Annotated in this window: 14 protein-coding genes and 1 tRNA gene; 6 read left to right on the top strand and 9 right to left on the bottom strand. The window is 60.0% G+C overall.

Annotated features, from left to right (window positions below):
• Positions 1 to 107: 107 nt before the first annotated feature.
• The 4 genes from AC3WRD_RS22275 (at position 108) to AC3WRD_RS22260 (ending at position 2,109) form a co-directional block, all read left to right on the top strand.
• Positions 108 to 539, top strand: a complete 432-nt coding sequence (locus AC3WRD_RS22275; RefSeq protein ID WP_371858594.1) for a methyl-accepting chemotaxis protein — start codon at positions 108 to 110, stop codon at positions 537 to 539.
• 87 nt (positions 540 to 626) lie between these two features.
• Positions 627 to 1,226, top strand: coding sequence for a flavin reductase family protein (locus AC3WRD_RS22270; protein WP_102621206.1), 600 nt, complete (start codon positions 627 to 629; stop codon positions 1,224 to 1,226).
• A 93-nt stretch (positions 1,227 to 1,319) separates the two neighbouring features.
• Entirely contained in the window at positions 1,320 to 1,880 is a 561-nt protein-coding gene (locus AC3WRD_RS22265; RefSeq protein WP_102621207.1) for a DUF2975 domain-containing protein, read from the top strand.
• A 7-nt stretch (positions 1,881 to 1,887) separates the two neighbouring features.
• Positions 1,888 to 2,109: a helix-turn-helix domain-containing protein gene (locus AC3WRD_RS22260; protein WP_102621208.1), complete on the top strand. Its 222-nt coding sequence runs from the start codon at positions 1,888 to 1,890 to the stop codon at positions 2,107 to 2,109.
• Positions 2,110 to 2,188: 79 nt separating this feature from the next.
• Here AC3WRD_RS22260 and AC3WRD_RS22255 read toward each other — a convergent pair whose 3' ends face one another.
• From AC3WRD_RS22255 to ggt, 3 genes are all read right to left on the bottom strand, one after another.
• The gene (locus AC3WRD_RS22255) at positions 2,189 to 3,007 is read right to left on the bottom strand and encodes a MerR family transcriptional regulator (RefSeq protein WP_102621209.1); all 819 of its coding nucleotides are present in this window, start codon (positions 3,005 to 3,007) and stop codon (positions 2,189 to 2,191) included.
• A gap of 154 nt (positions 3,008 to 3,161) precedes the next feature.
• Positions 3,162 to 3,533, bottom strand: a complete 372-nt coding sequence (locus AC3WRD_RS22250; protein ID WP_102621210.1) for a helix-turn-helix domain-containing protein — start codon at positions 3,531 to 3,533, stop codon at positions 3,162 to 3,164.
• A gap of 188 nt (positions 3,534 to 3,721) precedes the next feature.
• On the bottom strand, positions 3,722 to 5,554 hold the full coding sequence (gene ggt, locus AC3WRD_RS22245) for a gamma-glutamyltransferase (protein WP_102621211.1): 1,833 nt from the start codon (positions 5,552 to 5,554) through the stop codon (positions 3,722 to 3,724).
• 155 nt (positions 5,555 to 5,709) lie between these two features.
• On the opposite strand from ggt, the gene AC3WRD_RS22240 reads away from it, so the two are divergent.
• A complete protein-coding gene (locus AC3WRD_RS22240; protein WP_102621212.1) occupies positions 5,710 to 6,813 on the top strand; it encodes a DUF2817 domain-containing protein in 1,104 nt (367 codons plus the stop codon).
• 80 nt (positions 6,814 to 6,893) lie between these two features.
• Here the strand turns inward: AC3WRD_RS22240 and AC3WRD_RS22235 are convergent, their stop codons facing one another.
• From AC3WRD_RS22235 to AC3WRD_RS22215, 5 genes are all read right to left on the bottom strand, one after another.
• Entirely contained in the window at positions 6,894 to 7,154 is a 261-nt protein-coding gene (locus AC3WRD_RS22235) for a bacteriocin immunity protein (protein ID WP_256580623.1), read from the bottom strand.
• Complete coding sequence (locus AC3WRD_RS22230) at positions 7,151 to 7,420, bottom strand: bacteriocin immunity protein (protein WP_102621213.1); 270 nt, start codon at positions 7,418 to 7,420, stop codon at positions 7,151 to 7,153. Before AC3WRD_RS22230 ends, AC3WRD_RS22235 begins: the two co-directional genes overlap by 4 nt.
• A 9-nt stretch (positions 7,421 to 7,429) precedes the next feature.
• A complete protein-coding gene (locus tag AC3WRD_RS22225; RefSeq protein WP_102621214.1) occupies positions 7,430 to 8,677 on the bottom strand; it encodes an S-type pyocin domain-containing protein in 1,248 nt (415 codons plus the stop codon).
• Positions 8,678 to 8,902: 225 nt separating this feature from the next.
• Positions 8,903 to 8,979, bottom strand: a tRNA-Met gene (locus tag AC3WRD_RS22220).
• A 115-nt stretch (positions 8,980 to 9,094) separates the two neighbouring features.
• Entirely contained in the window at positions 9,095 to 11,152 is a 2,058-nt protein-coding gene (locus AC3WRD_RS22215; protein WP_102621215.1) for a methyl-accepting chemotaxis protein, read from the bottom strand.
• Between the two features lie 333 nt (positions 11,153 to 11,485).
• Between AC3WRD_RS22215 and AC3WRD_RS22210 the strand changes: the two genes are divergently transcribed.
• The gene (locus AC3WRD_RS22210; RefSeq protein ID WP_096822726.1) at positions 11,486 to 12,703 is read left to right on the top strand and encodes an MFS transporter; all 1,218 of its coding nucleotides are present in this window, start codon (positions 11,486 to 11,488) and stop codon (positions 12,701 to 12,703) included.
• A 63-nt stretch (positions 12,704 to 12,766) separates the two neighbouring features.
• On the opposite strand, the gene ychF is transcribed toward AC3WRD_RS22210, so the two are convergent.
• Complete coding sequence (gene ychF / locus AC3WRD_RS22205) at positions 12,767 to 13,867, bottom strand: redox-regulated ATPase YchF (RefSeq protein ID WP_096822727.1); 1,101 nt, start codon at positions 13,865 to 13,867, stop codon at positions 12,767 to 12,769.
• Positions 13,868 to 13,875 lie beyond the last annotated feature (8 nt).

Below are 13,875 nucleotides of genomic sequence, written 5' to 3'. Positions count from 1 at the left end.
AGGAGCAAGCCGTCGCCGAGGCCGCCAACATCGCCTACAGCACGTCCTTGCAGACCGACAGCACCGCCCAGCGCGGAACCCGTGTGGTCACCGAAGCGGTCAACGTGATGCGCGACCTGTCACGGCACATGCAGACCGCCGGTGAAGGCATCGAAGCGCTGAACGAGCAATCGCAGGTGATCGGCACCATCGTCAAGACCATCAGCGGCATTGCCGAGCAGACCAACCTGCTGGCGCTCAACGCCGCCATTGAAGCCGCCCGTGCAGGCGAGCAGGGCCGTGGTTTTGCGGTGGTGGCCGACGAAGTGCGGCAACTGGCCTCGCGCACCAGCCAGGCAACCGAGGAAATCGTCGGTGTGGTGCGTCAGAACCAGGACATGGCGCGCAACGCCGTGGCGCTGATGACCGATGGCAAGCTTCAGGCCGAGCAAGGGCTGGCGCTGGCGGCAGAGGCCGGTACGGTGATCGTCGAGATCCAGGATGGCGCGCAGAAAGTGGTGAACGCGGTCGGCCAGTTCGCCAACCAGTTATCCAGCTGATGCCTGCCAGGCGAAGGGATTGTCCAAGGCGATCCCTTCGCTGTTTTTATCCCGCTACAATCGGCTCTTTTTCCCGGAGCAGATCCCATGAGCGAATCCTTCCGTCGCCCGGTTCCCCTGAACAAAGCCTACCGTTTGCTCAATCACGGGCCGACCGTGCTGGTCAGCGCCGCCCATGACGGGCAGCGCAACATCATGGCTGCCGCCTGGGCCATGCCGCTGGATTTCGAACCGCCGAAAGTCGCGGTGGTGCTGGACAAGTCGACCTGGACCCGGCAATTGCTCGAAGCGTCCGGCACCTTCGTTCTCAACGTTCCTTGCGTGAATCAGGCCGACATTGTGCAGACCGTCGGTTCGACTTCGGGCCTCGAAATCAATCGTGATCAGGGCCGGGACAAGTTTCAGGCCCATGGCTTGCAGACTTTCGCTGGCGAGCAGATCGAGGCGCCGCTGCTCGAAGGCTGCGTGGCGTGGCTCGAGTGTCGGTTGCTGCCGGAGCCGCGCAATCATGAACAGTACGATCTCTTCCTGGCGGAGGTCATCGCGGCGCAGGCCGACTTGCGAGTGTTCAGCGATGGGCGGTGGCATTTTGAAGGGAATGATGAACTGCGCACGCTGCATCATGTGGCCGGTGGGAATTTTCTGAAAATCGGTGATCCGGTGGTCGGTAAAAATCTGGACGCATGATGGGTTATTAATGTTTTGCAGTAATTAATTATTGTTATTCGATAATTTTAATCGCTAGTGTGGCGCTCACATTCATTCTTGTGAGGCTTTCCCATGACCACCAGCGGACTCGTTCGATTCAGTCGGCGCATGGCGACGATGACGTTAATCCTGATCGTCGCAATGCTGCTGCTCAATGCTGTGTTGTGGGTTTACCCACCCTTGGCGGAAAAGGAGGGCTGGGGGCTGGGGTTTGCGCTGAGCGAGCGTCAACTGTCACAAATGGTCGACACTGCAACGCTGTTCCCGTGGTGGCAGAAGCTGGGCGGGATCGTGCTGTCGAGTATTCCCCTGCTGGCGCTGGCGTCTGGCTTGAACCATTTGCGCCGGCTGTTTCAGAGCTATGGGCGGGGTGAGTATTTCGCCCGTGAAACGGCCGGTCATCTGGGCAAGGTCGGGCGAGCCGTGGCGATCTGGGTGCTGCTGGATTTCCTCTGTGAGCCGATGCTCAGCTTGTGGGTCACCCAGAATGCGCCGGTCGGTGAGCGGCTGTTCACCCTGAGTATCACGGCTGCTTCGTTCGTCGCATTGTTCCTGGCCGCGTGTATCGCGGTGATTGCGCGGATCCTGTCGCAAGCAAGCGAAGTGGATCGGGAAAACCGCACGTTTATATGAGGTCGACATGCCTATCGTGATTCAACTGGATGTGATGCTCGCGTTGCGCAAGGTCAAATCCAAAGACCTTGCAGCGGCCATCGGCATCACCGAGGCCAACCTGTCGCTGCTGAAACAGGGCAAGGTCAAAGGGCTGCGACTGGCGACGCTGGATGCCATCTGCGAGTACCTCAACTGTCAGCCCGGCGATCTTTTGGTTCGGGTGGCGGATGAGGAGGGCGAAGCCTGAGGGTTCCGGTTGCCAGGCGCAGGTGCTGCTCTGGCAACACGGGGATGGTCAGTGAAGTTTGTCGCAGCAGGCTCCAGGATCAATCCGGGTCGTGCAACGGAATGTAGATTTCAACCACGCTGCGCGGGTCCATCGGGCCGAAGAAACGTTCTCCGCAGTATTCGAACTCGATGCCTTCGGCCGGTGCCATGCCGGCAGCGGGCAGCCATTCGCTATAGGCGGCGCGGAAGGTTTCCGGCAACGTGGTGACGGTGCCGTGGTGTTCAACGCGGGCATAGTCACGCGCCGGTATCCGCAGCTCGACCATGCCTGCGACCAGAGGCGCATCGGCCCCCACCGGCAGTCCGGCGATATAGCGCCACTGGCCGTCCTCCAGCGGTTGGCATACACCGAAGGTGCCGATCGGGTCGTGCAGCCGATCGATCTCACCTTCCCGTGGTACGAAGCGCTGCCACATCTGGGCGATGGTGCCTTCATCTTCCTGCTGCCAGGACATCCCCATGATGCGCAACTCGGGGCAGGCAATGCGCTGAGGTGTCTGCATGGCGGGTAATTCACGATCCGGTTGCGCGAGGTAGCGGGTCAGTTGTCCCAGGATGTTTTCGCTACGCTGGATATCGGCCTTCAACTGCCGAGCGTGGTTTTCAAGGGACTCGCGCAGGTTGATGACGCTGTCCAGGCCCCCACTTGAGACAAGGGAACGAATGTCTTCCAGCGCCATGCCCAATTGTTTGAGCCAGATGATCCGCCCAAGCGTGACAATCTGCTCCGGGCGGTAATAGCGATAGCCGTTGTCACGCCCGGTGACTGCCGGGCTGAACAAACCAATGCTGTCGTAATGACGCAAGGTCTTGGTGGTGAGCCCGTGGCTGCGGGCCATTTGTCCGATGGTAAGCATGAACCTCTCCTGTTGGCTGCTCGGACTCCACATTAAGGATTGCCCTAAGGGCAAGCTCAAGCCCGGGAAAGTGTTCGATCTTATTGCTCTGTACCGGTGATATGCGTTGGGGGCGGCTGGAGCATATCGAGCTTGCTGTACTCGGGCTTTTCTATCAAACCGATTTCATGGGTTTGATCAGACTTTCTGCCGGAATACCGAACAACTCGTGAAGTTTCCAGATCATGGGAAGCGTCAGGGCGCGCTTGCCATTCAGAACCTCATAAACGCGATTTGTCCGGCCAATTGCGGGAGCGAGATCGGCTGCCGACAGCCCGGACTGCTCCATCCGAAACCTTATGGCATCAATCGGGTTGGGCAGGTCGAGTGGGAAGTGCCTGGCCTCATAGGCCTCGATAAGGGTGATCATGATGTCGAAGTAATCACCTTCAGGCGTGCCGGGTTCTGGCTCATTCTCGAAAAGAGCGGACACGTCTTCGAGCGCCGCACGGTAGTCTTCTTCGGTATGAATCGGACATATGTTCATGGGTTACTCCATTTCGACGGTATCAGCGTCGATTGCGTCGTACTGTTTGTGAGAACTCTGCAAGCACTCTATCCCGGACAGCATTTTTCCGGTGTAGGAAAAGGCAATGTGATTTAGCCGAATCGGATTCATGGACATACAAAAAAGGCTTACCTCTCGGTAAGCCTTTTTCAGTTGGCAACGGTAACTCAATCCCCCAACGCTTCCCCCTCACGCCGAGGGTCCGCCCCACCGGCCAGCGTTGCCTTCCCCTGCGCATCCTTGACCCGCACGATGGCCTGGGTGCCGCTGGTCATGTCGATTTCGCTGACGGTATGACCCTTGTCCTTGAGCGCCTGGATCAGTGCCGGGGTGAACTGGCCCTGTTCCAGTTCTGTCGGACCGTTGCGGCTGCCGAAGTTGGGCAGGCTGATGGCGCTTTGCGGGTCGAGGTTCCAGTCGAGCAGGCCGACGGTGGTTTTGGCCACGTATTCGATGATCTGCGAGCCACCCGGAGAGCCGACGGTGGCGACGAACTCGCCGCTGCTGCGGTCGAAGATCAGGGTCGGTGCCATCGACGAGCGCGGACGTTTGCCGGGTTCTACGCGGTTGGCGACTTTCTGTCCGTTCTCTTCGGGGATGAACGAGAAGTCGGTCATCTGATTGTTGAGCAAAAAGCCTTGAACCATCAGGTGTGAGCCGAATGCCGCTTCGATGGTGGTGGTCATCGACACCGCGCCACCGAAGTCATCCACCGCCACCACTTGCGAGGTTGAGATGCGCAGCGGCGAGCGATCCGGTGCGTAGGCAACCTGCACGCCCGGTGGGGTGCCGGGCTTGGCGGTACCCATGCTGCGTTCACCGATCAGGCTCGCGCGGCTGGCCAGATAACCCGGATCGACCAGACCCTTGACCGGCACCGGTACGAAGTCGGTATCGGCCACATATTGCGCGCGGTCGGCGTAGGCCAGTCGTTCGGCTTCGGCGATCAGGTGGACGGCTTGCGGCGCAGGTTCGAGGCCGGCCGGCTTATCGGTTTTCACAGGTTTGAGCGGTGTCAGGGACAGACGCGGGTCGCGGGTTTCCAGCGCCTGCAAGGTGCCGAGAATCTGCGCCACCGCAATCCCGCCCGATGACGGCGGCGGCATCCCGCAAACCTGCCAGCGCTTGTAGTCGGTGCACAGTGGCGCGCGCTCCTTGGCCTGATAGTGCTGAAGGTCGTTCAGTGACAGGCTGCCGGGATTGGCGTGGCCCTGGACCTTGGCCACGATTTCTTCGGCGATCGGGCCTTTGTACAGAGCGTCCGCTCCTTCGTTGGCGATGCGTTTGAGCACGGCGGCCAACGCCGGGTTTTGCAGTCGGGTGCCGACGGCTTTGACGCTGCCGTCGCTGTTCAAGAAATACCTGGCCATGTCCGGCGAACGACGCACCACCGGGTCGGACTCCAGCAGCGAATGCAGGCGAGGGGAGATCGCAAAGCCCTGTTCGGCCAGTTTGATTGCCGGTGCAAACAATGTCGCCCACGGCAAGCGGCCCTGTTGTTTGTGCGCCAGTTCCAGCGCACGCATCACACCCGGTGTGCCGACAGAGCGTCCGCCGATCTGCGCCTGCGGGAACGGCATCGGTTTTCCATCGGCCTGCAGGAACAGCTTCTCGGTCGCGCCGGCCGGTGCGGTTTCGCGACCGTCGTAGGTGCGCACCTGCTTGCCATCCCACAGCACGATCATCGCGCCACCGCCGATCCCGGAGGATTGCGGTTCGACCAGGGTCAACACGGCTTGCATCGCGATGGCGGCATCGATGGCCGAGCCACCCTGACGCAACATCTCGCGACCGGCTTCGGCAGCCAGCGGATTGGCAGCGGCGGCCATGTGTTTTTCGGCATGGCTGGCTTGCAGGTCAGTGCGGTAACCAGAGGCGGCTTCCGGCGCCAGCGGCAAGGTCGAGGAGGGCGGTGCATTGCAGGCGGTGAGGGTGATGGCGCTGACGATCAGCGTCAGGGCCGGCAGGCGAAAGCGGCTCAGGGGCAGGGCTGGAAACACGCGGGGCTCTCCGTCCGTGGGATAAAAGTCTGACGGACTGTATCGGCCGACCGTGCAGGACGCAAACCGTCGGTATGTTTGTCCTTCATGCATTGGCGAATTTTCTGTAGGGTCAGGGCCAAGCGTGAAGCCAGAACAATCAACAAGAGGCCACTATGCACAGCGAGTTTCCGACCCAGTCCAGCTACCGCCATCAGCGCGAACAGTTTCTTGCCGCCGCCACTGCGGCCGGTGCGACGCTTACCTCCTACGCACATCCGCGCTGCGGGCCGTTTGGCGAGCCGTTGAGCACCGATGTGGCGGTGCTGGGAGATCCGCAGGCCAAACGGCGTCTGGTGGCGCTCAGCGGCACCCACGGGGTGGAGGGCTACTACGGTTCGGAATGTCAGATCGACTGGTTGAAGCATTTCACCCCTGGCTCGCTGCCGAAGGATGTGGCGGTGGTGATGATTCACCTGATCAATCCGTGGGGCACCGCATGGTTGCGGCGGGTCAACGAAGACAACATCGACCTCAATCGTAATCATCTGGATTTCAATCAACCGCTTCCGGACAACCAGGCTTACGCCGCGCTGCATGAGATCTACGCCTGCGCCGATTTGAATGGCCCCGAGCGGCAGTGCGCCGATGCCTTGCTTGATGGGCAAATCGCCGAGCACGGCTGGCCGGCGGTGATGTCGATTGTCGAGGGCGGCCAGCACAGTCATCCCGATGGGCTGTTTTTCGGAGGCTTTGCCCCGAGCTGGTCGAATAGCACGCTGCATCAGATCATCGAGAACCACCTGGCCGGTGCTGAAACCGTGATGTGTTTCGACCTGCACACCGGCGCCGGCGAGTACGGTCATCCGATGCTGCTGACGATCACTCAGGCACCTTATCCGGCACTGGCCCGGGCGCAATCGATCTATGGCCCGTGGCTCTACACGCTGCATACGGGGGTCGAAACTGTGAGCGAAACCGGTGTAGCGGCAACCGCTACCGGTTACACCTCGCAGGCGTTGCTTAACGCGCTGCCGGACGTGCAACTGATGCCGTTCGTGATCGAGTGCGGGACTTATCCGGGACCGGACGTGCATCGCTACTTGCGCGACGATCACTGGCTGCATCTGCATGGCGATCCGCTGGATGCGACGGGGCGTGAGATCAAACTGAATCTGCTGGAGCAGTTCTATCCGGCCGATCCGGACTGGCGGGCGATGGTCGGTTTGCGCACGCGGCAAATATGGTCGAAGGGGCTGGCGGCGTTAGTGGGCGAGTGATAAGCAAACGGCTTACCTTTTGGTAAGCCGTTTTGACTGCCTGGAGATGTGCAGTGGTTGGACTGCGGGGGGCCTGATGTTTACTGCTTGAAGCCTGGCAGCCCGTTGGCAGCACGCCACTTTTTCACAGTTTCTGTGATGCCTTCGGGAGTGCATTGCGCTCCATCCTCTGGCCAGTAGATCAAGTCAGATCCTGCCGGGTGCTCACTGAGACGTTCAAACGCAAAAAGTAAAGGATCAAGTATTTCATCAGGACTTGTATTGGCCGCCAGCACGGAGTTCAGAAACTCAATGAACTCGGCTTCTGTGTAGTCAGAAATGTTTTTTTCATAGATCTTCACTTCTTGAAGCTAGGCAGTCCGTTTGCTTCATGCCATGTCGCGATTGTACGGGCTATGCCAGAGGACGACGTGTCAGCACCTGGCTCAGGGTAGTAGATAAGATCCATCTTGCTCGGATGCCCAACGATCTTGTTGAAGTGCAGCAATAGAATATCTGCACGGTCATCTGTAGGTGCCTTGTCTTCCTTTCTGATCTCGTCAATGAACTCAACGAAGTCTTGTTCGGTGTAATCAGAGAAATTGCTTTTGATGAAGGGGTCGCTCATGCAGTTGCCTCAATCCTGGTGTATTTCGACGTGATTTTTAGGAGTGTGGACCCTCAGGTTGTCAACGTTATAGACCTCGCCGCCTTGAGATATCAGTTCCACATGATGAATTTCGTGAGAGATTCTCTTACCAGCCGCATCAGCTAATCGGGCGCGAGGCGCCTTTCCGTTGCGCATACGCTCCAGGCTATCTTCGCTGAGTTGCCCGGCTAGCCTGGTATCTTTTGATGCTTCGGCCCAGAAGGCGCGCCTGAATGAATCAAAGCTGGAATATTCACGCCCTCTTAGCGAATCGGCAATGCTGGTTGGGATTGGCGCACCAGATCCCCCCCGGGCATGGTCAAGCCATACACCGGAAACATCCTCCCCAACCCCCGTCACCGTCCCCGGCATCAATCTGGCCGGTTTCGAAAACACCACATACAACGACTTCAACCCGGTCTCCGCCGGAAACACCAGAATACAATCCTCGGCGGTGATGTCTTCGCCGGGCAGGATTTCTATCTGGCTGTCGGTGTTCGCGGCGATCGGGTGGACGAGGATCGTGCTCAGTGGCTCGCCATGTTCCGGATAAACCAGCGGCGGCATCGATCCCTGCGGCCCGCGTTGCGGCGTCCACAAAATCGTGATGCCGTTGAGCTTGGCCTCCATGGCGGTCTTGTCGTTGTTCCACTCGACTTTTACGGTACGCACGGAGTCGTCGCCAAAGACGCCGGTGTGGATGCCGTAGATCTGCATCACCCCATCGATGTCACGCCGAAACTGGAAGCGCACGCGAGTGGTGGCGCGGGGTAGGGTGCGTAATTGTTCGTCGGTATAAAGGGTGCCGTCGCCCATTCTGGCCGGCAGCATCCCGAGGATGAACACACTGGCCGGCCCGCCTGCGCCCCGTATGGCCCAGTTGAGACGTTGCTGCAGAATTCCACCGCCCGCCATGCGCCCCAAGGCCAGATCGGCGCCGATTGCTTTCGCTACGACCTTACTGGCTGCGGGAAAGCGTATGGCGCCCGCCACCATGATCTTGCCGAAGCTGGAGGCGGGCTCAGGTGTTGTGCCGGCATCCGTTCGACACCAGTTGTCCGGTGTGCAGGACTTGGCAAATACCAGATCATCGCGGGGTTTTGGGGTTGGCCATTCATCTGTTGGAACGTAGACGGGTTCCGGCTCTCGGGGCGGAAACCAGGCGGCCCATGAGGCACCGCCGTTCGGGCGTTTTCGATGCCATTCATCGTCGAAAAGGTACTTGTCCAGGTCCATGACAACTCCCTGTCTGTCTTTGGAACGAGACGGGGGAGCTTGTCGGTCAATCGGGAGAGCGATCAAACCGACTTGCCGAGATACAGGGGCCTGATCGAACGAATAATCCTCTTCGTACGTCTTTCGCGCTCTGTTCCTACGGAATCAGGCCGGCCCACTGAGGTAGGCCACTTTTCTCCGGGCATAAAAAAACGGCCTACCTTTCGGTAAGCCGTTTTTAGTACTTGGTGGCTACACAGGGACTTGAACCCCGGACCCCAGCATTATGAATGCTATGCTCTAACCAACTGAGCTATGTAGCCAAGTGGCGCGCATTATTCCCCTGAAATGGAAAAGCGTCAAGCGTAAATTTAAAATATTTCTTCTTATTTTCAACCGCTTATCCTCCCGCACCGAAAAACGGGGCGGGGAGGGCTTTCATCGCAGCTGAAATCTCCCGGTATTCGCACTCAAGGCGTGGCTGCCCTGACTCAAGGTGTCCGCCGCGAGGTTCACGGCCCGGGCGCCTTCGAGCAGACGAACCGCCGCTTGATCGACCTGCTGGATATTGCCGCTGACTTCATCGGCGGTGCTCGCCTGTTCCTCGACCGCCGTGGCGATCTGCGCGAGGGTGTCGGTGACGCTCTGCACGGCGCTGGCGATTTCTCCCAGGCGTTCGCCCAATCCGGTGACGGCTTCGGCATCCGATTGCGCCTGGCCGCACGCGGCTTCCATCAGGCTTACCGCTTCATTCACCGTCGCACGCAAGCTGTCGACGGTGCCGGCGATCTGCGCGGTGGACGATTGCGTGCGTTGCGAGAGGCTGCGCACCTCGTCGGCCACCACAGCAAAACCGCGACCCTGTTCACCGGCACGAGCGGCCTCGATGGCGGCGTTGAGCGCCAGCAGGTTGGTCTGTTCGGCGACGCCACGAATGGTATCGACCACCAGTTGAATCTGCTGCCCCTGCTCGCTGACCCGGCCTAGCGCGGCAGCGGTCTCATTCAGGCGCTGGTTGAGCTGTTGAATGCTCGCTGTGGTGCGCTGGCTGTCGCGGCTGCTGTCGGCGGCGATGCGGCGGGTGTGCTGGGCGCTGCCGGAGGCCTGTTCACAACTCTGCGCGACGCCCTGGGAGGTCGCCGCCAATTGCGTGGCTGCTGCGGCGATCTGGCTGATCTGCAACTGCTGCGCTTCGACTTCGCTGAGAGCACCGCTGGAGTGATCGTTAAGGCTGCGCACCGCGTTGCTCAGCTGCGAGGTCTCGTGATCGACGCCCAGCAGGCTGTTGCGCAATTGCACCACGGCCACGTTGAGCGCGGTGCTGATCGACGCCAGTTCATCTCGGCCCACGACCGGCACTTGCAGGCTCAGATTGCCGTCGCGCAAGGCTTCGGCGAGCACCGTAATGCCGCTGGCACTGCGGCGGATCGAGGCTTGCAGGCAGACGAACAGATACAGCGCTGCCAGCAGCAGACAACCGAAGACCGTCGCCACAACGATGAACTGACGAATCGCCGAGCCGTGGTAGTCGTCCAGGCGCTGATCCAGCGACACCAGCGATTGCTGGCGCAGCGTGGCGAGGTTGCCGAGCAGGGCATCGAGGCTGCGCTCGAAGTCTTCAGGTTTGAGATTGATACTGCCGCCGAAGACGCCGTCATCCAGCACTTTCAACCCGGCATCCAGCTGCTTGAGGCTGTCGTGGTATTGCCCGGCCCAGCCTTGCAGGGCCGGCGGGAGACGCGCTTCGAGCAGGCCTGCAGTTTTTACAAGCTGCTCGCGGGCATCGCCGATGCGGCTGCGCAGATCACGCAGTTGCAGGCGGCTTTGTAGGGTGAACTGCCCGGACACCACAGACGCCTGGCCCACGGCTGCCAGTCGGCCGACCCGTTCGATCAGGTCCGGTGCATGTTGAGTGGAAATCTGCGTCAGCAGATAGGTTTCCAGCCATGGCGCGAGGATCAGGCGATTGTCCATCGCGATTTGTTCGCGCAACGCTTGCAGGGCGCTGAGGGCGTTGGTGAAGCGATCGTAACCGTCCGGCCACCAGCCGACGCCGGCCAGACTCTTGGAGTCCAGACCACCGAGTGCGGTTTGCAGGGCCTGATAGCGAGCCAATGTTTCACCTTCCGCGCCTTCGGCTTTCAACGCATTACCCAGATCCAGTGTGGCTTGGGCGACGGCAGGTTGCACGCCGTCGAATGCGGCCATGGCGGCGAGGGTCGCGGGCGTCGGCTGGCGGTTGGTTTCCGTGGCACGCCAGCGGGCGGCGCGGTCGCGCTGGGCGGCGAGCAGATTGTCGAGTGCATCGAGGGCGAGCAACTGACGCACACCGGCACGTTCGCCGGAAATCAGGTTGAGCTTGTCGCGATAGTCCTGGCCGATCATCAACAGGCTACCGGCCAACGGCAGAATGAACAGCAGAAACAACAACTGGAATTTACGCGCGAAGCCAAACCGCCCCAGCAATTTGATCCCCGGTGATAAGAAAGCCTGCATGCCCCATGACTCCTCTGGACACCACGCACCATTGGCGTGCATCGCGTTCGTTGCGAGCGCGATCAGTGCCCTGCTAAAAGGCTTCGAAAGTCCACTCTCGTCCGCTCTGTAGGCAGACTCTGTAGCAAAACTTCCCATTCTCGATCCCCTTTGTAAGGGGGCCGCGTTCAAGCGGAGAAGCAAGGCAAGAATCAGACCATGGCTTTGCGCTATCACTTGCGTTGCGATGAATGAATAGTTCGTTAGCTGGCTAAGGGGATGGCGCTGGCGCACCGAAAAATGGCACATTGACGCACCTGCCCGTGTGCACCCATCTGCTGTACGGAAACTCCCATGGCTATCAGCAACGTTCAGACCGCCGCTGCGTCGGCGTCCGCTCCTCCACAAAGCAGTCCTCTGGTGATGCGCATCATCGGCGCGGTGGCGCTGGCGCATTTGATCAACGACCTGATCCAGTCAGTGCTGCCATCGATCTATCCGATGCTCAAGGCCAACTACGGCTTGACCTTCACCCAGGTCGGCCTGATCACCCTGACGTTCCAATTGACCGCTTCGCTGTTGCAACCGTGGGTCGGTTACCACACTGACCGGCACCCGAAACCGTGGCTGTTGCCGGCCGGTTCCGTGTGTACGTTGATCGGTATTGTGATGATGTCGATGGTCGGCAGTTTCCCGCTGATTCTGCTGGCGGCAGCGCTGATCGGCATCGGCTCCTCGACCTTCCACCCCGAAGCGTCTCGTATCGCGCGGTTGGCGTCGGGCGGGCGCTTCGGTCTGGCGCAATCGACCTTCCAGGTCGGTGGTAACGCCGGTTCGGCTTTCGGGCCGTTGCTGGCGGCGGCAATCATCATTCCATTTGGGCAGGGCAATGTGGCGTGGTTCGGGCTGTTCGCCGTGTTTGCGCTGTTCGTGCTGTACCGCATCAGCCGTTGGTACGCTCATCACCTGAACCTGTTCAAGCTCAAGGCTGGCCAGGCGGCGACTCACGGGTTGTCGAAGGGCAGGGTGACCAGCGCGCTGGTGGTGCTTGGATTGCTGGTGTTCTCCAAGTATTTCTACATGGCCAGCCTGACCAGTTACTTCACCTTTTACCTGATCGAGAAGTTCGACCTGTCGGTGGCCAGTTCGCAGTTGCACCTGTTTCTGTTTCTTGGCGCGGTGGCGGCGGGGACATTCTTCGGCGGGCCGATTGGCGACAAGATCGGGCGCAAGGCGGTGATCTGGTTCTCGATCCTTGGCGTTGCGCCATTCACGCTGCTCATGCCGCATGTCGACCTGTTTTGGACCACTGTTCTGAGCGTGGTGATCGGCTTCATCCTCGCTTCGGCGTTCTCGGCGATTGTGGTGTACGCGCAGGAACTGGTGCCGGGCAACGTCGGAATGATTGCCGGCGTGTTCTTCGGGTTGATGTTCGGCTTTGGCGGGATTGGTGCGGCGTTGCTCGGGCATCTCGCGGACATTCACGGCATCGAGTACGTGTACTTCCTGTGCTCGTTCCTGCCGTTGTTCGGGGTGCTGGCGATCTTTCTGCCAAGAACCAAAAAAGTCTGACGGGCGGAATTTCAGGCACAAAAAAGCCGCGTATCAAACGCGGCTTTTTCTTGGGTGCAGCTTTTACACGTTGAAGCGGAAGTGCATCACGTCGCCGTCTTTGACGATGTAATCCTTGCCTTCCAGGCGCCATTTACCGGCTTCCTTGGTGCCCGCTTCGCCCTTGTACTGGATGAAGTCGTTGTAGGCGATCACTTCGGCGCGGATGAAGCCTTTCTCGAAGTCGGTGTGGATCACGCCAGCAGCTTGTGGTGCGGTGGCACCGACGCGGACGGTCCAGGCGCGGACTTCTTCGACACCGGCGGTGAAGTAGGTCTGCAGGTGCAGCATTTCGTAGCCGGCGCGGATCACACGGTTCAGGCCAGGCTCTTCCAGGCCCAGGGCCTCGAGGAACATGTCTTTCTCTTCACCGTCGTCCAGCTCGGCGATTTCCGCTTCGATCTTGTTGCAGACCGGAACGACCATGGCGCCTTCTTCTTCGGCGATGGCCTTGACCACGTCCAGGTGCGGGTTGTTCTCGAAACCGTCTTCAGCGACGTTGGCGATGTACATGACCGGCTTGGTGGTCAGCAGGTGGAAGCCTTTGATCACCGCTTTCTCATCGGCGCTCATGTTCTTCATCAGGCTGCGCGCAGGCTTGGCTTCTGTGAAGTGAGCGATCAGTTGCTCCAGCAGGGCTTTCTGAACGACTGCGTCCTTGTCACCGCCCTTGGCATTGCGCGCGACTTTCTGCAGTTGCTTCTCGCAGCTGTCGAGGTCGGCGAAGATCAGTTCCAGGTCGATGATTTCGATGTCACGTTTCGGGTCGACGCTGTTGGAAACGTGGATCACGTTTTCGTCTTCGAAGCAGCGCACGACGTGAGCGATCGCGTCGGTTTCGCGGATGTTGGCCAGGAACTTGTTGCCCAGGCCTTCACCTTTCGAGGCGCCGGCTACCAGGCCTGCGATGTCGACGAATTCCATGGTGGTCGGCAGGATGCGCTTCGGATTGACGATGGCCGCCAGGGCGTCCAGACGCGGATCCGGCATCGGCACGATGCCGCTGTTCGGCTCGATGGTGCAGAAGGGGAAGTTCTCGGCCGCGATCCCGGATTTGGTCAGGGCGTTGAACAGGGTGGACTTGCCGACGTTAGGCAGGCCGACGATGCCGCAATTGAATCCCATGGTGTTTC

Source organism: Pseudomonas sp. FW215-R2, from assembly GCF_058789255.1.
The sequence above is the reverse complement of the archived record's forward strand: the minus strand, read 5'-3'. Positions and strand labels throughout refer to the sequence as shown.

Excerpts from the sequence above, each read along its gene's own strand:
- AC3WRD_RS22215 (WP_102621215.1), bottom strand. The coding sequence starts at position 11,152 with ATGCAGGCTTTCTTATCACCGGGGATCAAATTGCTGGGGCGGTTTGGC.
- AC3WRD_RS22240 (WP_102621212.1), top strand. The coding sequence starts at position 5,710 with ATGCACAGCGAGTTTCCGACCCAGTCCAGCTACCGCCATCAGCGCGAA.
- AC3WRD_RS22250 (WP_102621210.1), bottom strand. The coding sequence starts at position 3,533 with ATGAACATATGTCCGATTCATACCGAAGAAGACTACCGTGCGGCGCTC.
- AC3WRD_RS22225 (WP_102621214.1), bottom strand. The coding sequence starts at position 8,677 with ATGGACCTGGACAAGTACCTTTTCGACGATGAATGGCATCGAAAACGC.
- AC3WRD_RS22270 (WP_102621206.1), top strand. The coding sequence starts at position 627 with ATGAGCGAATCCTTCCGTCGCCCGGTTCCCCTGAACAAAGCCTACCGT.
- AC3WRD_RS22260 (WP_102621208.1), top strand. The coding sequence starts at position 1,888 with ATGCCTATCGTGATTCAACTGGATGTGATGCTCGCGTTGCGCAAGGTC.
- ychF (WP_096822727.1), bottom strand. The coding sequence starts at position 13,867 with ATGGGATTCAATTGCGGCATCGTCGGCCTGCCTAACGTCGGCAAGTCC.
- AC3WRD_RS22230 (WP_102621213.1), bottom strand. The coding sequence starts at position 7,420 with ATGAGCGACCCCTTCATCAAAAGCAATTTCTCTGATTACACCGAACAA.
- AC3WRD_RS22210 (WP_096822726.1), top strand. The coding sequence starts at position 11,486 with ATGGCTATCAGCAACGTTCAGACCGCCGCTGCGTCGGCGTCCGCTCCT.
- AC3WRD_RS22265 (WP_102621207.1), top strand. The coding sequence starts at position 1,320 with ATGACCACCAGCGGACTCGTTCGATTCAGTCGGCGCATGGCGACGATG.
- AC3WRD_RS22255 (WP_102621209.1), bottom strand. The coding sequence starts at position 3,007 with ATGCTTACCATCGGACAAATGGCCCGCAGCCACGGGCTCACCACCAAG.
- AC3WRD_RS22275 (WP_371858594.1), top strand. The coding sequence starts at position 108 with ATGCGCGACCTGTCACGGCACATGCAGACCGCCGGTGAAGGCATCGAA.